General features: G+C 60.1%; 17 protein-coding genes and 1 pseudogene. 5 read left to right on the top strand and 13 right to left on the bottom strand.

All coding sequences use genetic code 11. The features are described 5' to 3' along the window. Positions 1-6: 6 nt before the first annotated feature. From ACWA1U_RS14745 to ACWA1U_RS14765, 5 genes and pseudogenes are all read right to left on the bottom strand, one after another. Positions 7-1,065 (bottom strand): sugar phosphate nucleotidyltransferase, encoded by a 1,059-nt coding sequence (locus ACWA1U_RS14745; RefSeq protein ID WP_463722907.1) that lies wholly within the window; start codon positions 1,063-1,065, stop codon positions 7-9. Further along, a complete protein-coding gene (gene neuC, locus ACWA1U_RS14750; RefSeq protein ID WP_463722908.1) occupies positions 1,055-2,230 on the bottom strand; it encodes a UDP-N-acetylglucosamine 2-epimerase in 1,176 nt (391 codons plus the stop codon). The genes ACWA1U_RS14745 and neuC overlap by 11 nt, the downstream gene beginning before the upstream one ends. Continuing rightward, positions 2,227-3,291 carry an N-acetylneuraminate synthase family protein gene (locus tag ACWA1U_RS14755; RefSeq protein ID WP_463722909.1) on the bottom strand — a complete coding sequence of 355 codons (1,065 nt, stop codon included), beginning with the start codon at positions 3,289-3,291 and terminating at the stop codon, positions 2,227-2,229. The genes neuC and ACWA1U_RS14755 overlap by 4 nt, the downstream gene beginning before the upstream one ends. Then, the gene (locus ACWA1U_RS14760) at positions 3,288-3,641 is read right to left on the bottom strand and encodes an LbetaH domain-containing protein (RefSeq protein ID WP_463725097.1); all 354 of its coding nucleotides are present in this window, start codon (positions 3,639-3,641) and stop codon (positions 3,288-3,290) included. The genes ACWA1U_RS14755 and ACWA1U_RS14760 overlap by 4 nt, the downstream gene beginning before the upstream one ends. A 114-nt stretch (positions 3,642-3,755) precedes the next feature. After that, positions 3,756-3,917: pseudogene (locus tag ACWA1U_RS14765) on the bottom strand (hypothetical protein); the annotation flags it as partial. Positions 3,918-4,041: 124 nt separating this feature from the next. Between ACWA1U_RS14765 and ACWA1U_RS14770 the strand changes: the two are divergent. The 3 genes from ACWA1U_RS14770 to ACWA1U_RS14780 are packed head-to-tail and all read left to right on the top strand — an operon-like array spanning position 4,042 to position 6,696. After that, complete coding sequence (locus tag ACWA1U_RS14770; RefSeq protein WP_463722910.1) at positions 4,042-5,091, top strand: Gfo/Idh/MocA family protein; 1,050 nt, start codon at positions 4,042-4,044, stop codon at positions 5,089-5,091. 35 nt (positions 5,092-5,126) lie between these two features. Then, positions 5,127-5,918 carry an acylneuraminate cytidylyltransferase family protein gene (locus tag ACWA1U_RS14775; RefSeq protein ID WP_463722911.1) on the top strand — a complete coding sequence of 264 codons (792 nt, stop codon included), beginning with the start codon at positions 5,127-5,129 and terminating at the stop codon, positions 5,916-5,918. Next, positions 5,911-6,696: an SDR family oxidoreductase gene (locus ACWA1U_RS14780; RefSeq protein ID WP_463722912.1), complete on the top strand. Its 786-nt coding sequence runs from the start codon at positions 5,911-5,913 to the stop codon at positions 6,694-6,696. The genes ACWA1U_RS14775 and ACWA1U_RS14780 overlap by 8 nt, the downstream gene beginning before the upstream one ends. A 15-nt stretch (positions 6,697-6,711) precedes the next feature. Here ACWA1U_RS14780 and ACWA1U_RS14785 read toward each other — a convergent pair whose 3' ends face one another. The 4 genes from ACWA1U_RS14785 to ACWA1U_RS14800 all read right to left on the bottom strand — a co-directional run bounded on the left by ACWA1U_RS14785 (position 6,712) and on the right by ACWA1U_RS14800 (position 9,660). After that, positions 6,712-7,740, bottom strand: a complete 1,029-nt coding sequence (locus tag ACWA1U_RS14785; protein ID WP_463722913.1) for a hypothetical protein — start codon at positions 7,738-7,740, stop codon at positions 6,712-6,714. Positions 7,741-7,828: 88 nt separating this feature from the next. Then, the gene (locus ACWA1U_RS14790) at positions 7,829-8,641 is read right to left on the bottom strand and encodes a glycosyltransferase (RefSeq protein ID WP_463722914.1); all 813 of its coding nucleotides are present in this window, start codon (positions 8,639-8,641) and stop codon (positions 7,829-7,831) included. Further along, positions 8,638-8,991, bottom strand: coding sequence for a DUF2304 family protein (locus ACWA1U_RS14795; RefSeq protein ID WP_463722915.1), 354 nt, complete (start codon positions 8,989-8,991; stop codon positions 8,638-8,640). Before ACWA1U_RS14795 ends, ACWA1U_RS14790 begins: the two co-directional genes overlap by 4 nt. Before the next feature lie 3 nt (positions 8,992-8,994). Continuing rightward, complete coding sequence (locus tag ACWA1U_RS14800) at positions 8,995-9,660, bottom strand: glycosyltransferase family 2 protein (RefSeq protein WP_463722916.1); 666 nt, start codon at positions 9,658-9,660, stop codon at positions 8,995-8,997. Between the two features lie 149 nt (positions 9,661-9,809). Here ACWA1U_RS14800 and ACWA1U_RS14805 point away from each other — a divergent pair, with 149 nt between their 5' ends. Beyond that, the gene (locus tag ACWA1U_RS14805; RefSeq protein ID WP_463722917.1) at positions 9,810-11,822 is read left to right on the top strand and encodes a DUF6541 family protein; all 2,013 of its coding nucleotides are present in this window, start codon (positions 9,810-9,812) and stop codon (positions 11,820-11,822) included. A 47-nt stretch (positions 11,823-11,869) separates the two neighbouring features. Here ACWA1U_RS14805 and ACWA1U_RS14810 read toward each other — a convergent pair whose 3' ends face one another. The 3 genes from ACWA1U_RS14810 to ACWA1U_RS14820 form a co-directional block, all read right to left on the bottom strand. Further along, entirely contained in the window at positions 11,870-12,856 is a 987-nt protein-coding gene (locus ACWA1U_RS14810) for a glycosyltransferase family protein (RefSeq protein WP_463722918.1), read from the bottom strand. A 1-nt stretch (position 12,857) separates the two neighbouring features. Further along, positions 12,858-13,961: a glycosyltransferase gene (locus ACWA1U_RS14815; protein ID WP_463722919.1), complete on the bottom strand. Its 1,104-nt coding sequence runs from the start codon at positions 13,959-13,961 to the stop codon at positions 12,858-12,860. Positions 13,962-14,070: 109 nt separating this feature from the next. Then, positions 14,071-15,870 carry an ABC transporter ATP-binding protein gene (locus ACWA1U_RS14820; protein WP_463722920.1) on the bottom strand — a complete coding sequence of 600 codons (1,800 nt, stop codon included), beginning with the start codon at positions 15,868-15,870 and terminating at the stop codon, positions 14,071-14,073. Positions 15,871-15,950: 80 nt separating this feature from the next. On the opposite strand from ACWA1U_RS14820, the gene ACWA1U_RS14825 reads away from it, so the two are divergent. Next, positions 15,951-17,102, top strand: coding sequence for a glycosyltransferase (locus ACWA1U_RS14825; RefSeq protein WP_463722921.1), 1,152 nt, complete (start codon positions 15,951-15,953; stop codon positions 17,100-17,102). 5 nt (positions 17,103-17,107) lie between these two features. On the opposite strand, the gene ACWA1U_RS14830 is transcribed toward ACWA1U_RS14825, so the two are convergent. Then, the gene (locus tag ACWA1U_RS14830; RefSeq protein WP_463722922.1) at positions 17,108-17,836 is read right to left on the bottom strand and encodes an ABC transporter ATP-binding protein; all 729 of its coding nucleotides are present in this window, start codon (positions 17,834-17,836) and stop codon (positions 17,108-17,110) included. Positions 17,837-17,838 lie beyond the last annotated feature (2 nt).

Genomic DNA, 17,838 nt, shown 5'->3' on the forward strand with positions numbered 1-17,838 from the left:
GCACGGTCATTGTCCTTTCGCCGTTGCGAGGTCTTTCGGGGTACCGACATCTATCCAGTCTGAGGCCACGGGCCAGGCGGCCACACCCGAAGCATTTTTTATACAGGCATCGATGAGATCCGGCATGGAGAAGGGTTCACCGTACGGCACCATTGCCAGCGCCTCGGGCGATACGGCATAAATTCCAGTACTGATTTCGAATTCCACCGTCGGCTTCTCAACCACTCCAGAAACAGCCCTGTCCTGGGCTATTTCAAGGACGCCAAAGGGAACCTGATGGTTGTACGGGCGGGCAGCGACGGTCAAGGCCGCGCCCTTGTCAGTATGGAACTTCAAGAGTTCCGCGGCGGAATACTGCACCATCAGGTCCGCGTTGGTGACGATCACCGGACTGGAAATATCCGGCACCTCCTCCAGCAGCAGGCTCAGAGCTCCTGCCGTGTTCAGGGGCCGTGCCGGGTCTTCGTGGATGTAGGAGATTTGACACCCGAAGTTCTCACCATCACCGATATGGTCGATGATTTTCTGCGCCAGGTACGCCACGCTGACGTAGATGCGTGTGATTCCGGATTCGACCAAACCAAGAATGACCCACTCAAGGATGGTTCGATCTGCGACGGTCATCAGTGGTTTGGGGGTTTCTTTGGTGAGCGCTCCCAACCTCGTCCCCTTACCGCCCGCCATGATAAGGGCGATGTTGGGAAGTTTGGGTTTCCCAACAATGTCGCTGAGGGTGTGGAGGCCCACCAGCCTGCCGTCGTCGTCCACTACGGGGACTTCGCTGATGCGCAGACTGCGCATCAAATCAATCACAGCGGCCCGGGTGGTTGATGCCTGCACGACCTTTGGTTTGCAGTTCGCAAACTCGACGACCCTGCTCTCGAGTCCGGCGCCAGCCAAGAGAGCGCGCCGCACGTCTCCATCAGTAACAATTCCGAGCAGACGGGAGTCGACGTCGGTGACCAAAGCAACAGACGCAGCACCTTGGTCTATCGCCTGCAAAGCCTCGCGAACAGTAGCCTCGGGTCCAACACAGGCCCCTGCAAGCACTCGATCATGACCCACTGGGAACTCCTTCAAGGGATGCGTCGATGAAACGCTTGGATGGCTGACCAGCTCTCGCCTCGGCGACTACACCTGCAATTTTTTCAGCGGCCAGACCGTCACCGTAAGGGTTTTCCACTCCCCTGGCGAGCTCCCGGAACTCGGGAGAAAGCGCGTGGTGGAGCGATGAAAGCAGGTCCGCAGAATCATCACCGCAATGGAGCACATTCGCTCCGTGTTCGCGCCCTCTCTGCCGTTCACCGACGTCGACTGCTGGAAGACCAAAAGAGGCAGCCTCAATGATCCCACTCGACGAGTTACCAATCATGAGGTCGGCTGTAGCCATGATGCTCGGGTAGATCGCGCCGAGCCCCGGACGAATGACGACATGGGGAAGTTCCCGGCGCTCGAGCTCGTCGAGAGCGGCCACGATCTCTTCCCGTCCGACATCGAATCCGGGGTGGGTCAGTATCAGGGTGCCCGCAACGTCAAGCGCTGCTTCGAAGACTCTTCGTGCCAGCAGGCCCGGTGCTTCGGATCCGCCTGCAGTCACGGGATGGTAGGTGCCGACTATCAATGGCCGGCGCAGGGGCACGCCGAATTCGCTCTCGAAATCTTCACCACTCATCGGCGACGACGATCGGAACCTGTCGAGTCCCGGCGCACCGGTGCGGTGGATTCTCTGCGGGTCCTCACCCAGCTGACGCACGCGCTGATAGGCGCCCTGCGTACTGACGCAATGCTGATCGGCAAGTTTGGTGAGGGCATGGCGCACCCGCTCGTCGAGAGCCCCTTCCGTCACTTCCCCACCGTGCAGGTGGATGAGCGGCACACCCATCAGTACCAGCGGGGGCGCTACGTAGAGCAACTCCCACCGATCGCCGAGTACTACCGCGGCGTCGGGATGCACAGCGTCAAGAACACTCAGGATTGCGAGGGACAGTTGGCTTCCCAGCTGCACCTGCTCCTGGGGTGTGAAACTCCCGGAGTGGAGCCCGAGGTCGTGGTGGACGAAGTGTCCGGGGCGAAGTCCAGCCCCGATAAGGAGCGACTCGCTCACTCCTTTGTCGAACCCGATCGCAGTGGCGACGTGCAGATCTATTTCATGAAGATCTTCCAGTGCGCACAGCACCGGACCGAGCGGAAAGAGATCCGCTCTAGTGCCAACGAAGGCCAATACCTTCATCGGGGATCCCCAACGGAGTCCGGCTCAAGAGGCACGCCCGCTGGGATATCTCGAACCGCGACACAACCCACAACCATCGCTGACGGCTTCAGTCCGCCCTCCGGTCGAAGAATCGCAACATCTTCATGTGTGATTACACTTCCCTGCGCTATCGCTCGGACCGAGTGGTAGCTCCTCCGGACAAGGTGAGCGTTGTCTTCTTCACTGGGCATCCTGCGTTTTTGTCCGTCACCCAGGCTCCGCTTTGCCGCCTGCACGTTCGCGACATACTCCTCGAACTCTGCGCGTTCCAAACTTGCACTGTGATCCGGACCATTTCGGGTCTTGTCGGTCGTGATGTGCTTCTCCAGCAAAGTGGCTCCAAGTGCCGTCGCCGCGACTGCCGTAACGGAGCCCGGAGTGTGGTCGGACCATCCGACTTCAGTACCGAACTCACGTCGCATTGCAGGGATAGCCAACAGATTGGCTTCATTGAGGGGTGCCGGGTATGCCGACACGCAGTGCAACAGAACTGTCGCGGGCGCCGCTTCGGTTGCCGCCAATGCTTCATGGATCTCAGCAATGGTTCCCATACCGGTCGACACGATCAGAGGAACGCCGAAATCTGCGATGGTCCGGAGAAATGGGACATTGGTGAGTTCACCTGACCCCAGTTTCAGGCCTGGCACCCCAATCGAGGCGAGCAGTTCCGCGCTTTGAACGTCAAAGGGGGTGGAAAGAAAAGTGATTGAACGTTCATCGCAATGCTGCTTGAGCTCTGCCCAAGACTCATCGGGCAGGGTCAGCCGGGTGAGCATGTCGGATTGGGACTCGGAGAAACCGGCCTTCTTTTGGTACGGAGTTGTCGCAGCCGCGGCGGTAACCAAGGCGTTTGGCTTGAACGTCTGGAACTTGACCGCGTGGGCACCTGTGTCTGCAGCCATATCGATCAGCTGGTGAGCGACCGACACATCGCCGTCGTGGTTCACTCCAGCCTCGGCGATGACGAACACATCCTCCGCAAGGCCCAAAGCGTGGTGCCCGAATTGGACTACCCGAGTACCTGAAGTCGATTCGTTCATACGCTGAAGCCTTTCGTGGAGATCATCGCGATTGCGGGAATGCCAACGTACGTTGCCCCGCCCAATAGATCCCTCGTTGCCACTGCGCCGGCTCCGAGGATGGCGTCCTCCGCCACGGTAATCCTTGGCAAAACCCGCGCGCCGGAACCCACGAATACTCTATGGGCAATGCGGGCTTCGCCCAAAAGCATCGCACCGGGCGCGACGTGGCATGCGTCTCCGGCGGAGGCGTCGTGCTCAACAACTGCCGAGGTATTGATGATGGTTGCGGCACCAATGACAGCTCCTGCACCCACGTGCGCATGCTCCAGGACTTGCGTGAGCGGCGCCAGGTCGGCTGTCGTGTCCACCGTGGCGCTGTGTGCGATCAAAGGCTGGAGGTGCGTCAGCGGCACCGAGCCTAGCAATTCCTCCGCGATCCGCCATCGGACGTCGTTGGCGCCTATCCCGATGCAAAGTTGTGCCCCACAACTCAGCGCGAAGTCCACGGCTTCCTGATCGCTGTGAAACGACCTTATGCCCGGATCTGTGCCTGGCGGGTGGTCCCCCGCGAGACCCACGACCGTTTCCTCCCGTTGGCGTATGACCGACTGGAGACTGCGGGCATGTCCACCAGCACCGATGATGACCCAACGGCGCGGTTTCGCCTGCTCCACATTTCTCCCATCAACATTGCGCTGCATCTGCCTCACACCCCTCGACACTAGAGTTGGTGAGCATGACTCATGAAGTGTATCCAAAGGTGCGGGGATGAACGGGAATCCGGAACCGACGCAAGTGAGAGTGGCAAGTCGCGGCGTACGGGCACTCGTCCGTGGCACGGGTTCAATCGGAGCGCGTCATCTACGTGTCCTCAGCGCTATGGGTGTCGACGAACTTTTCGCCTGGCCCGTCAGGAGTAATTCCTCATTCGATTCAAGGACAGACATACCGGCTGGTGTTAAGCAGGTTGACTCGTTTCCGGAGTCCGAGCTCGATCTGGTCATCATCGCTACCGATACGCTTCGCCACGTCGACGACACCATGGCGGCGTTGGAATTCGAACCAAAAGCCGTGTTACTGGAAAAACCTGCGGCTCCAACAGCATACGAATGCGGCTCGTTGCTCGAGGATCCACGTGGCGGCAGAATTTCCGTCAGTGCACCACTGAGATTTCACTCGGCCTTCCTGGCTTTGGCGAACCTCGTAGTAACGGAGGGGCGTCCGACGTCGGCGCAAGTGGTGTCGCAATCCTGGCTCCCTTCGTGGCGACCGGGAAGGAATTACCTTCAGAGCTATTCCGCCCGGAGCGAGGAAGGGGGCGTCCTTCGGGATCTCGTCCATGACATCGATTACCCGGTAATGCTTCTCGGCCAACCCGATGAGGTCATTGCGCGCCTTGGAAGCGGCGTGCTGGGAATCGAGTCGGAAGAAGCTGCCGATCTGTTGTGGATCGGCCCCGCAAACTCTGGCAGGACATCAGTCTCGCTGCGTTTGGATTACATTTCTCCCGTGAAGAGGCGGGACATTCGGATCGCAACATCCACGGGCCACCTGCATTGGGACATCGTGCACCACACGGTGACCAGCCAGATCGCCGAAGACACCGCGCGCACAAGCCGCTTTCCCGAGGACAGCGACGTCGACCTTGTCCTCGCCCGCCAGACGGGCGCCATCCTGCGACGGTCGGGCATCGATGTTGAGGGACTCCACGATGGATTTGCTCCCGCCACCCTCAAGGAGGGTGTTCTTGCGGTGGCAATTTGCGATGCCGCCAGGCAGTCGGACCGGACCGGCGGATCAGCGAAGGTATCGTTGTAGCCGGAATTTATCCGCACCATCTAAGGCTTCAGCAAATGGTCCCGAGCACGTCACCCTCAGTTCTTGCCGTCATACCTGCGCGCGGCGGATCCAAGGGGCTACCCGGCAAAAATATCCGGCCGCTCCTAGGCAGCCCCCTGATTTCGCACACCATTGCGTTGGCTGCGCAACTGGGCGCGGACATTCGGTGCATCGTGTCGACAGACGACGAGGTCATCGCGGAGGTAGCGAGAGACCACGGCGCTGACGTGCCGTTCCTCAGACCCCCACACCTGGCCACTGATACAGCCCCTATGAGTGGGGTGCTGAAGCACGCGTTGCACGAAATGGAAACGGTAGAGAACCGGGCCTATGATTCCGTCCTCCTTCTCGATCCGACGAGCCCTACCCGGGCACCGGAGCACGTACGGGCAGCCCTCGACAAACTAACATCTGACACGTCGTTGGACGGCGTCGTGGCTGTGTCTGAGCCATTCTTCAATCCGGTGTGGGTCGGAGTCCGCCCAACGGGCGAAGAAGTGCTTGAGCGCTACTTCGCCGAGGGCCAGGGTGTTGTTCGCCGCCAGGATGTGCAGCGTTACCTCCGGATCAACGGCAGCTTCTACGCCTGGCGGTCCTCCTTCATACGTCGGCTGGAAAACAGCTGGTTCGACGAGGGCAGGCACGGTTATATCGAGATTCCTGAGACCCACGCATTCTCAATCGACGACGAAGCCGAGTTTGACCTCGTGGAAGCGGTGGTCAAAGCGGGCCTGGCTCCGTTGCCCAGCCTTGCTGTCCGTCCACCCGTTGTCTCTACCTCTCAGGAGGAACCACACCGTGGCTAACCTTTTCTCGCTCCAAGGACGTCGGGCGCTCGTAACCGGCGGGAGTGGACCGCTGGGTCGTGTGTTGTGCGACGCACTCGCGGAGAGCGGAGCCGACGTCGTCGTCTCTGATCTGGACCAGAGCGCCTGTGACGAGGTCGCAACGCAACTGACGGCGACCCACGGCACCGCTGCCCAGGGTTTGGCCGCCAACCTGCTCGACGACGGCGGCGCCAGCCAGCTCGCGCAACAGGTAGAGGGGCCTTTGGACATCCTGGTGAACAATGCTGCCTTCACTGGAACGTCGAACGTCCCCGGCTACGCAGTGCCTTTCGAGGAGCAGACTGATCACGCCTTCGCGCTTGCGACAAAGCTCAACCTGCAGGCTCCCTTTACACTGACGCGTCTGCTCGCTCCGCGGTTGCGCCAATCTGCTGGCGGATCTGTTGTGAATGTCTCATCAATCTATGGGTTAGTGGGCCCAAACATGGGTCTTTACGAGGGCACTCAGATGGGTAATCCTGCGGCTTACGGCGCTTCAAAGGGCGGCGTGGTCCAATTGACACGTTACCTCTCGACCGTGCTCGCACCGGACGTGCGTGTCAATGCCTTTGCCCCTGGCGGTATAGCCCGCGGTCAGGCACAGGACTTCACGAGCAGGTACGAGCGGCTGACGCCTCTGGGGCGCATGGCCACAGAAGACGATTTCCGGGGAATACTGATGTGGCTCGCTTCCGACGCGTCGCGTTATGTCACCGGGCAGACCATACCTGTGGACGGCGGCTGGTCCGCCTGGTGACGGACAACCCTCACATCACCTGAGGGCAGACAGTAGCTCGACCTTGACCTGCTGAGGCAAGGGTGATGGCAGATGCCTCAGCGGGTGCCGCATCCAATGCCACGGGGAGAGATTCGCTTCATTCGCGTGTGCGCCGTCAGGCCGCTGCTTCCAGCCGAGAACAGCCCTTGCCTTGTCGAATGGGCCGCTCAGCCAATACTCCAGGAAAGGTTCCGGGGAGCGGGCGTTCCAACCCAGTAATGCCGAAAGTTCCTCCGGCGAACGCATATCCGCGAGTCCCAGTTCAGCTTCGGCAATCTCCTGGAGAACGGACGGCTCCGTGTCTGGCTCGAAGAACTCCGGCCATAGCCGCTCCATAACGCTGCCCGGGTCAGCCGCTGCGTCGGTGCCGAGCTGAAATGCTGGCCCTTGCAACTCGACCCGGCAGCCGGCCGCGGCCGCGTACATGATGGAAGTTGACAGCCGGTTGCTCACTACTTTTTCCGACTCAGCAAGTAGCCGCAGAATCCTGCCCAAGAATTTCGGATCACGGCGATCACCGGCCGACACGACCGTGTGCCCCTTCTCCTTCCACGCTCCTGCAACTGACGGATCATGCAGGTCATCGACGTGCAAGCACACAGTGCTTGGTCCTTCACGCTCAAGGGTCTCCTGCGCATATGCGGGATGACTTCCGGACACCTTCACCAGAGAGGTCCCGTGCATGGGAAACACAATCGTGCCGTTGCGCTCGGAGGGCAGCAGCCCTGATTCCCTCGCCATCTTCAGCAGGTAGAGGAATGGCGCTCCGATTGCGTGCAGCTGCTGGGTGCCATCGGGAAACAGATTCTCGGAATCATCCGGAGAGAATGCCCTCGACTGGCTGGACCAGGACAAACGACGGCGCTTCGGGCCCCGATCAGCAAAGTCCCCGAACTGAGCTTTGATCGGAGTGGTAACAGTCCAACCGTGCTGCAGTAAGCCGGAAATGTGGCGCAAGCGCTCCTGAGAGCAGTAAGCGGCGAGGGTGCTTGAGTGGCCGTAATAGTGATTCTGAATATCCATGCTTCTGTCTCAATCCATACTCGAGTTTAAGATCTGCAGTGCGCGCGTGAACAGACCCAACGCATGCACTATTCCAGCGGCACGTCATTCACCTGGAAACAACGCGCCGAATTATTCTGATCAATCTCGGAGGGAGATAGTACATTCCGTAGAGCGCGGCTCTGAATGAAAGGTCACGAAGCCTTTGCGGCACGCCATCCTGCCCCAGCATATTTGCAAGTTGTGCGCGCTCCTTGAGTATGGAGCGAACGTAATCCCCTCTAGGGTCTACACTTCGGCTTGTCTGGCTGTCATGCACGCGGTACTGAACCACATCCTGCGCCAGAACGGCCACCGGACCATGGAGGGACATGCGCAACCAGAGGTGGTAGTCCTCCATCTGCTTCATCGGCTGGTAGCCCCCAACCGTTTCGTAAGTGTCCCTGCGAAACGTGATCGCGGATTGCACCAGCACGTTCTGCTCCAGCAGCGCACGCCTGACGTCCGCACCCGACCGGTGCCCGAAACAACCGACTTCATGGCCCTGCTCATTGATCCACTGTGCACCGCCGGTAACAGCAACGGTGCCGGGATGAGCGCGGAGGTAGTCAATCTGCGCGCGGAACCGCCCTGGTAGGGCTACATCATCAGAGTCCAGGCGTGCAATGTACTCGCTGCCTGCCGCACGCGCTGCGGACTTCAGCGCATGCCCCACTCCCCGAGAGGATTCATTCCGGATGATGCGGACACGGGGGTCCTTGGTCCAGACAGCATCCGGGACTTCGACGCCATCCAGGAAAACGATCAACTCCAGCCGCACGCCCTCTTGCTGCAGCACTGAATCCACAGCGATTGTAAGCCAGTGGTCGACCCGGTTCGTGGGAATTATTACTGATACTTCCGGGGAATTGGTTGTCCTCATACCTCGTGCTTTTCCCATGGTCGATCGGCCTCGTCGAGGGCGATTCGTCGAGACAGTTTAGTCAAGGCGATTTCATTGTGCCGAAACCGTTGGTAGGTCGTGGCGACGAAGACAAAGAAACTGACCACCAGTCCGTACAGCACGAGGTCTGTTCCGCGGCCTATACCAAACCAGCCCGCGACCACGGTGAGGAATTCGGGAAAGAATATCGAGCACACTGCGGCAAACGCGAACAACAACAGCATGAGTCGCCGGATCGCCAAATGGCGGGCATTCGATCCACCCCGCATCAACACCAGCGAAACCACGATGACCGCTATGAGTAGCAGCGCTTGGAGAAAAATGATCATGTGCTACCTCAGAAAAAGTTCTGCCAGGATATTGACGGAGTTCAGGAGTGACTGGCCTTTGGCCTTCGAATAATCGGTATAGATGATCTCGACTGGATGCTCGACCCACCGGGGTTTCAACTCTGCCAGCTGGTGAATCAGTTCAGACGCGTGTGCCATGCGGTTCTGCGTCAGATTGATTTCCTCGGCCACACCGCGTCCAATAGCGCGGAGTCCATTGTGCGCGTCTGTGAGGTTGAGACCGGTGGACAGCTTCGATTGAAGCGCAGCTGTCTTCAGGACAAGCCGCTTCAGAGGGGCCAACTTGGTTCTGTTATCGAGGAATCGCGAGCCCAGGACAATCTCTGCTTCGCCCGATTGCAGGCGCTGCACCATTGCGGCTGCATCCTCAACACGATGCTGGCCGTCCGCATCGAAGGTTACGACTGCAGCTGTCTCAGGGTCCTGAAGGGCGAACTCAATTCCAGTTTGCAGCGCCGCCCCCTGGCCCAGATTGATCGGGTGCTGAACTACTACAGCACCCGCATCGCGCGCGATGTCCTGGCTGCCGTCCGAACTACCGTCGTCGATGCAGACCACGTTTGGAAAGGTTGGGAGCAACCCTCGAATGACTTCGCCGACGACGGTTGCCTCGTTATACATCGGGATGACTACCCAGGTTCGACTCACCACGACATTGTTTCATATGCAGCAGAGCCAACCTGCGTTCCACTACACACGGGGCAAAGGCGTTCCTGTGTAGAGTTGAGTGGCCCTGCCAATCGGGTAGCCCTGCTGTTCCATTGGATGGGCTCCAATCTTTCCCGCAGGAGGTCTCCGTGTCGTGGTTCGAAGTTGTCCCTCTTATCGCCTTGGCTGCTGTCGTCTTCATCCTGCCAGGGCTGCTCGTTGGCCGGGCTGCGGGGCTTCGAGGGCTGTCGATGTGGGCTATTGCGGGGCCGGTAACAGTCAGTGTCACGAGCCTCTTCGCTATAGCGGCACCTGCCTTCGGCATCGGCTTCTCCATACCGCCGCTGGCAATCATCTTCGCCGCGCTGATGCTGCTTGCGCTGTTGGTGCGCTATGTCTACGCGATCGCTGGATGGTCCTTCTGCGGCCCGGTCAACCGCACCGACGGGCAAACCGTTTCAAGGTTTTCAGGCAGAGAACATCTTGTGTCTGGAGCCGTGCAGTGCGTAGCGTTCGGCGTGGCAGCTGCGGTCATCGCCTACCGCTTTGCCGTGATCATCGGGAGTCCAGAGCAGTTCTCTCAAACTTACGACAATATCTACCACCTGAATGCGGTGAGATTCATTCTCGCCAGTGAAGACGGTTCCTCGCTGCATCTAGGCAACCTGACGGATACATCTCAAGGCTTCTATCCCGCGGCTTGGCACAATATGACCGCTGTAGTCGCTATCGCTACGAGTACGCCGATTCCTGTGGCCGTTTCTTTGACGAACATTGTGATCGGGGCGGTCCTCTGGCCGCTCAGCAGCCTGTACCTAATCCGGAAAGTAGTCAATACTTCACTGATCGCCACCCTTGTGGCAGGTGTCGTCATCGCGGGTTTCAGCGCTTTTCCCTACCTCATGATCGACTTCGGAGTCCTGTATCCGAACCTCTTGTCCATATCCCTGCTACCCGTAGCGGTTGCCCTGGCAGCTGGAATCTGCAAACTCGGTTCTGCTCCGGACAGCATCGCGGCCGGCACTCTGAAACTGCTCGGCGTGCTGCCCGGATTAGCGCTTGCGCATCCAAGTACTGTTATTGCACTGATAGCGTTCGGTGTCCCAGTTCTGGTTGCCTGGTTCCTTCGGAGCTTGAACGGCTGGCGCGAGCGTCGTAGCGCGCCAGTTTTGATAGCACTTGCCCTGGCGCTTATCGCGGCTTACCTGACACTTGCGGCCTACGGTTGGGATCTGGCGGGGCAAAGCCTGTCTGCATCGGCCTGGAAGCCCCGCCAGTCCCCCGCGCAAGCTATCGGTGAGGCAATCGGTAACGCACCGCAGAACCGGGATGTAGCCCTCGTCCTGATGGTTCTCACCCTTGTCGGAATTTTCGTAGCCGTCACCCGCAGGAGAAATGCGTGGCTTGTGGGCCTGTTCTCCGTTGGAGTCGCTCTTTTCGTCATAGTTTCGGCCAGCCAGGAGGGGGATTTCAGACATTTCTGGACCGGACCCTGGTACAACGATTCTTTCCGTTTGGCCGCCCTGCTCCCCACTGTCACGCTGCCGCTGATCGTTTTAGGCGGGGAGTTCCTCCTCAGGCAGGTTGCCCATCTGCTACGCGTTCGTGAAACAGATGGGTCCAGCTCCGACTCGCCTGATCCGCGGCGGAGCACATTCGCGGCCGTCTCGGTTCTGGTCTGCTGTGTACTCATAGCCGTCACGTCCCAGTTTGGTTCTGTAGCGACAGAAACGAGGGTTGCATCGACGCGCTACTTCATCACCGATACATCCGCCCTGCTCACGAAGGACGAACTCGCGCTCCTGGAGCAAGTCCCCGACCTCGTTCCCGATGACGCGAAAGTCTATGGCGACCCGTTCACGGGAGCGTCCCTCGTAAGCGCAATCGCCGGTCGGGAAACCATAGCCCCGCACGTTGTCGGTAAACGCACCGAGGATGAACTCATCATCATGTCAAAAGTGGACGAAGCCGGAGTTGATCCTTCCGTCTGCCCGGCTGTCGAGCGTCTGAACGCCTACTACGCCTTGCAATTCAATGAGCAGGAGGTTCTCGGAGAGGACCATCCAAACACCGCGATGGACAATGCTGATACGGCGCCCGGGCTGGAACTGATTGCCAGGGAAGGGGATGCCAAGCTGTTTGCAGTCCGCGCGTGCATGTAAGCGTTACTGCCCCCATGAGGAACATCAGGACCGCAACTGGATCATCGTCACACCCGATCGAGCGTGGAAGCGTATATCTGCTGCAGCTTGGTAACACCCTGCCGCGCATCATGTGTCGCCTCGATATACTGCCGGCCTCCCTGTCCCGCTGCCGCGTGGCGCGGATCCTTAAGCGCGAGCAGCACTCCGTCGACGATTGCCTCGGTGTCACTTCCGCCAAGAAGCGATAGCTCCGGGTAAAAATCAGGACGAGCCGTGCTGATCAGCGGCACGCCGATGGCGAGCGCTTCCAATTCACTCACGGACAGGATGTCCGTCATCTGGCCGACAATAGCTGACGCCCCGGCGAGCCAACGACGAAACTCTGCCGGTGGCATCCGCCGGACCAGGGACACGCCTGCCGAGCGCGCCTGTTCCGCCCTCGCGCCCCAGTCGAGTCCCTGCAGCTCCAGCTCGGGACGAACTGCTTTCAAGCGGGCAGCCACTTCGATCTGGCGCGCGGCGCCCTTCACATCATCCCATCGTGACGCGAAAACTACGCGCCCCCTCGGTGCCCATTCCGGCGCCTGATCCAGCCTCACCGTGACGGGCAGGTAGATGGCATGGTTAGTCAACCGACGCACGTGGGATTCGAGGTCCGGTGTGGAGTACAGGACAGCGCCTGCAAGCTCGACGCCGTATCGAATGGTCTCAGCCCAGCGCGGATCATACTGATTGGTCCGAATGTCAGTTCCGTGGAGATGGAGTATGAGCGGACGCCGTAGCCACCTGGCATGCATGGCCAGCTGCCCGGTATGAAGATGCACGACGTCGGCCTTCAGGCTTTGAAGGGCGAGAGTTGCGTCCCATACGTGTCTACGAGACATGCGAACAAGACGCCCAGCGGGACTGGACCACTTCCGTCGGTAATACCAGGGCACGTCTGTCATGGTCCAGGGCAGGCCCATGAGATTCGCAACCTCGACGAGGTTCTTCCCCACACCGGCGGCGTCGTGCACGTGAAGGGCGCGTACCTTGCGGTCCGAGTCAACCATGTCAGATCCTGATGAGGCGCTGAACAGCAGAGAGCCAGGGTTGAGATAACCGCTCGGCACTGAGCTTCTCCGCGTTCGCGTGAGATGCCTGCTTCATGCGGCTGACTGCCTCGGGAGTAAGTTCACATAGGATGCGAGCCGTCGATTCGGCGTCGAACCCGTCTGCGACCACACCTACGCCGTGCTGCCGCACAATACGCTCCATCTCCGGAGAGGGTCCTATCACCACAGCCAGGCGAGCCTGAATGAATTCGAAGAGCTTGTTGGGCAACGCGTGCCGGAGGTTGAAAGTGCTTGGAGGACAAAGGAAAATTCCAGCGTCGTATTGGTGAAGCATGGGCACGATCTCCTTGAACTCCACCGGCGGCAGGACGCGGACCGCTCCGTCCGGTGTCCTGTCCGCCTTCGCCTTGAGCTCGTCAATATAAGCCTGCTCTCCTGGGACCAGCACAACATCGAGGGTTGCCGTACCTGCACGTAGCTCATTGGCGCGGGCGACGGCGTCGATCATTACTTCGATCTTTCGGGCCCGTCCTGCGGCACCGGTGTGCACCAGACGCAGTGGCGTTTCAACGGTAGTTGGTTCAAACTCTGCGCGGTACTGCGTCGCGTTCGGTACCACCGCTGGCTCCGGAATACCGAACACGCGCGCATATTCGTGGGAGATTCCCGACGCAACAGTCGTGACTGAGTCTGCCTTGGGCAAATACTTGCGGCATGCCCAGTACATCAACGGACCCACGAGGAGGCGCCACTGACGCTTGTGTTCGCCCTGTCGCGGCGCGTATTCGTGCAGGTCGGCATGTACGCCCTGGCGTGGCTCCAAAGCAAGCGCCAAGGGAACGGCTATAGCATCATTGGCCACTACAACGTCAATGCTGCGAGGCGGGATGGAACGCCGGACGTGCCGCACTCTCTCGGAGTCGAAATAGAGCTTTTCGTGACGTCTTGTCGCCAGCATAAGGGCCACCGGAAGGAAGTCCGGACGCCAAGGTTTGTACTCAGCCGGTATCTCTACATGCTCGACAACCCCCTCGGGCGCAGCCCCATACCCACAGGAAATCACATCTGCGAACTCGCTGAAAAGGCTGATCTGTCGCAGCACCCTTGGGTCTCTGTGAATTGGAGAAAAAGACAGGACCAGGATTCGGGAACGGGCCGGCAAATGCTCTTCAGTCATGCGCGATCTTTCATTCGGTCCTTCAATGGTTTGACTACGCCAGCCCCGCCAGAGCGGCTTGCTGGGCGAAGTCCGGCATCTGCGCCACAACTTCCTCGAAGCTACCCTGGGCAGCAAGACGGCCATCTGCGAAGAAGAAGACGACGTCGCTGTCCCGGATGGTCGACAGGCGGTGCGCAACAGTGATGGTGGTGATGTCCCCGGCCAGGTTACGGATGGCCGCGGTGACGGCTGCCTCGGTGGTGGTATCAAGTGCGCTGGTCGCTTCATCGAGCACCAGCACCGCAGGATCAGCGTAAAGACCCCTGGCAATGCCCAACCGCTGCCGCTGTCCCCCGGAAAGGGCCATACCGCGCTCCCCCACCGAGCTGAGGATCCCTTCCGGTTTCGCTTCGACCGTATCGAGGAGCTGCGCCCTGCGCAGGGCACGGCGGACCCGATCGGGATCGACTTTGTCCGGGTCCCAGGTCAACGCAACGTTTTGCGCGACTGACGCATCGAAAAGCGACACTTCCTGCGGCACGTAGCCAACCTGGGACCGCCAGGAGTGCAGAACGCGCCGCATTGGCGTCCCACCGACCAGCACCTCGCCGGAGTCGGGAAGCAGCAGGCCCAGCAGGAGATCGATCAGCGTCGACTTGCCTGCGCCGGAAGCGCCGACCACGGCTACCCGCGACCCGGCCGGAATAGTCATCGTCACACCGCTGAGTGCAGGTGCGTCGGACCCGGGATAGGTGAAGTCAACGTCGCGGAGCACGACGTCATGGGCTCCGGAGGCCAGTTGCTCCTGATCGGGCTCCTCCTCGTCCACGGCCCGCTTCTCGGCCTCCTGGATGTCGGCCAGAACCTGCTCGGCGAAGGGCGTACTGGAATGAACGGTGGAGAGTATGGACTGGAACCGGGTCAGCGAGGGGATGATCCTGAACCCAGCGACTCCGAACAGCGCCACCGCCGCCAGCGCGTTCGTCACCGGGTCAATACCTGCAGGGCTGGTGAGCATGCCTACAGTTCCGACGATCATGAAGCCGCCGATGAGCGCGGCTTCCAGCACGAAACGTGGAACCTGGCCGAGGAAAGTCGCCAGGGCCCGCGCTTTCGACGAGTGAATCCTGTTGGCGTGTACGGCCTGTTCGACATCGGCTGTGGCGCCTTTGAGCGTTACTTCCTTGAGCGCACCTACAGCTTCTGTCAGCAACCGCACTGTCTTGAACGAGAACTGCCGGTTGCGCCTGCCGTTCAACACGGCACGACGCGAGATCCCGCGCGACAAGAACAGGGCTACCAGTCCCAGGTAGATGATCGCCGTCACAGCGGTAATCCAGTTGCTCACCAGGACCACGGACACGACTGCGAGAACCGAAACGATTTCCCCGGCCAACCCCATCGAGGGCATCAGGACACCGGAGACGGTGATCGACACGCCCGAATCAACAGAACGGACCAGTTCGGCCGAGTTCTTCCTGAGTCGGTCAACCCAGGGAGCTCGCATATACGCGGCCAGCAGGCGGTCGCCGATGGTCACCTCATGAGAGGCGAAGCGCGTGGTCGCGAAACGCAGGAGGAGGATGTTGAGTCCGCTCTTGAGAATGATCAGTGAGCAGAACACGCCGAGGACGACGATGTAGTCACTCACCTCACGCACGCTTCCGAACGGGCCCAGCTGCACCGTGTCACCGCTGATGATTCCCGACATCACGACTGCAAGGAGGCCAAGCGCGACGACGTCGATCAGCGAGAGGAGGCAAGACAGGACGGCGTAACGAATGAGGAACTGCCGAGCGGAGTTCGGCAGGACCGCCAAGAGTGTGCGGTTGATCGCTATCAGTGACTTCATTGCGCGTGGGCAGCCTCACCGTTAAGAGCGCAGGGCAAGGGAAAGCGTCTCAGCATGCGCAGCAAGCTAGGGTTGAATTCATGGGTCCCCGCATTTTGTGCATCTCCTTCTCGGATATCAACTCCGATTCAAGGGTACTGCGACAGCTGGACATCCTGGCCCGCTCCGGTGAGGTGACCACCCTGAGCTATGGCGAAGCACCTCCCCAATCCACCCGCCATCTTCGTGTGGATGAGTCGCTTCCTTCCCTGCCGCAGACTGTGCCTGGAGTCAGCGCCCTCATCCTCCGACGCTACCCGCGCGCGGCGTTCCTCGCTCCGGCAATTCACAGTGCGCTACAACTCGTCGATGGTCAGCAGTTCGATCTCGTAGTGGCAAACGAGGCGCGCGCCCTCCCACTCGCCCACAGGATCTCCAACGGTGCGCCAGTATGGGGTGACATGCATGAATGGGCACCGGAGGAGCGGGCGCACGTGCACTCGTGGCGCCTGCTCATCAAGCCTTACATGAGCTGGGTATGCCGTACCTACCTCCCGCGCACGGCCGCTGTCAGCGCGGTCAACTCGTCCATCTCGAGGTTGTACGAGGATCGTTTCGGTACGCCGGTGGAAACGATCCGCAATGCAGGGCCCTTCCGGGACCTGCATCCCTCCCAGTTGTCGCCCGGTCAGATCAGACTGGTTCACAGCGGTGCAGCCATACCCGGGCGGAATCTCGAATGTCTGATCGACGCCGTCAAAGAACTGGATGAGCGTTTTTCCCTCGACCTATTTCTCGTACCCGCCCGTGACGGCGGAAAGTATCTTTCGCAGCTCAAGCAGCGGGCTGATGACTCTCGCCGGGTACGGTTCCACCCCCCTGTTGCCCCGGCCAGCTTGCCTGACATTCTCAACGCTTACGACGTCGGGGTGTTCAGCCTGCCGCCCCGAACGGTGAATCACCAGCTCATGCTGCCGAACAAGTTTTTCGATTTCGTCCAGGCACGTCTGGCGATCGTTTTCAGCCCAGCTGTGGAAACAACCGGGCTGATTACCAAGTACGGCCTCGGCGCAGTTACCCTGGGTTTTGAAGCCAGCGATCTTGCCGAAACATTGTCCGGTCTGTCGGTCGACAGTGTGGGAGCGTTCAAGGCGAACACTCACGCAGCTGCCGAGGCTCTCAGCAGCAGGCAGGACGAGTCAGTATCGTGCTCTATCGTCGAACGCCTTCTGGGAGTCCGACCTCAGAAGTGACCCGGCTACCTGCCGCGCAGTAGCGCAACTGCTTCATGGGAAGGGCCGTCGAAAATGATCGTGCCGCGTTCCAGCACGACTCCCCGCTGACAAATCTGGGCGACCAGATCAAGGTCGTGGCTGACCACCACCAGGGTCCGGCCGGCAGCTGCGAGTTCCTTGATGCGCGCGATGCATTTTTTCTGGAACGGTTCATCGCCCACTGCGAGAATTTCGTCAACGAGAAAGACGTCGGGGTCGGTGTGAACAGCAACTGAGAAAGCCAACCGCAGGTACATTCCTGACGAATAGAATTTCACTTCAGTGTCTATGAACTGGCCGATCTCCGAGAATTCGACGATGGACTCGAACCGGTCCCGGATTTGTTCCTCCGTCATCCCCAGGATCGCGCCGTTCAGGTACACGTTGTCCCGCCCGCTGAGGTCGGGGTGAAAGCCAGCACCGACCTCAATGAGCCCGGCTACCCGCCCGCGTGTCCTGACGGTTCCGCTGTCTGGCAGCATGACTCCCGAAATGTGCTTCAGGAGCGTTGACTTACCCGACCCGTTGAGGCCGAGCAGGGCTACTGTCTCGCCCTCCCGTACGTCCAGGGACAGGTCGCTCAGCGCGTAGAACTTCTCCGAGAGGTCCCCTTTACGGCCCTTCACCAACCATACGAACGCCTCCTTGATGGAGCGGGTGTGGCGCAGCACGAATTGCTTGGAGATGCTGCGGACTTCGATTGCGGCGGCCATTG

This window comes from Arthrobacter sp. TRD_SC_6 (genome assembly GCF_055361185.1).

Excerpts from the sequence above, each read along its gene's own strand:
- neuC (WP_463722908.1), bottom strand. The coding sequence starts at position 2,230 with ATGAAGGTATTGGCCTTCGTTGGCACTAGAGCGGATCTCTTTCCGCTC.
- ACWA1U_RS14755 (WP_463722909.1), bottom strand. The coding sequence starts at position 3,291 with ATGAACGAATCGACTTCAGGTACTCGGGTAGTCCAATTCGGGCACCAC.
- ACWA1U_RS14770 (WP_463722910.1), top strand. The coding sequence starts at position 4,042 with ATGAACGGGAATCCGGAACCGACGCAAGTGAGAGTGGCAAGTCGCGGC.
- ACWA1U_RS14775 (WP_463722911.1), top strand. The coding sequence starts at position 5,127 with ATGGTCCCGAGCACGTCACCCTCAGTTCTTGCCGTCATACCTGCGCGC.
- ACWA1U_RS14785 (WP_463722913.1), bottom strand. The coding sequence starts at position 7,740 with ATGGATATTCAGAATCACTATTACGGCCACTCAAGCACCCTCGCCGCT.
- ACWA1U_RS14790 (WP_463722914.1), bottom strand. The coding sequence starts at position 8,641 with ATGAGGACAACCAATTCCCCGGAAGTATCAGTAATAATTCCCACGAAC.
- ACWA1U_RS14795 (WP_463722915.1), bottom strand. The coding sequence starts at position 8,991 with ATGATCATTTTTCTCCAAGCGCTGCTACTCATAGCGGTCATCGTGGTT.
- ACWA1U_RS14810 (WP_463722918.1), bottom strand. The coding sequence starts at position 12,856 with ATGGTTGACTCGGACCGCAAGGTACGCGCCCTTCACGTGCACGACGCC.
- ACWA1U_RS14820 (WP_463722920.1), bottom strand. The coding sequence starts at position 15,870 with ATGAAGTCACTGATAGCGATCAACCGCACACTCTTGGCGGTCCTGCCG.
- ACWA1U_RS14825 (WP_463722921.1), top strand. The coding sequence starts at position 15,951 with ATGGGTCCCCGCATTTTGTGCATCTCCTTCTCGGATATCAACTCCGAT.
- ACWA1U_RS14830 (WP_463722922.1), bottom strand. The coding sequence starts at position 17,836 with ATGGCCGCCGCAATCGAAGTCCGCAGCATCTCCAAGCAATTCGTGCTG.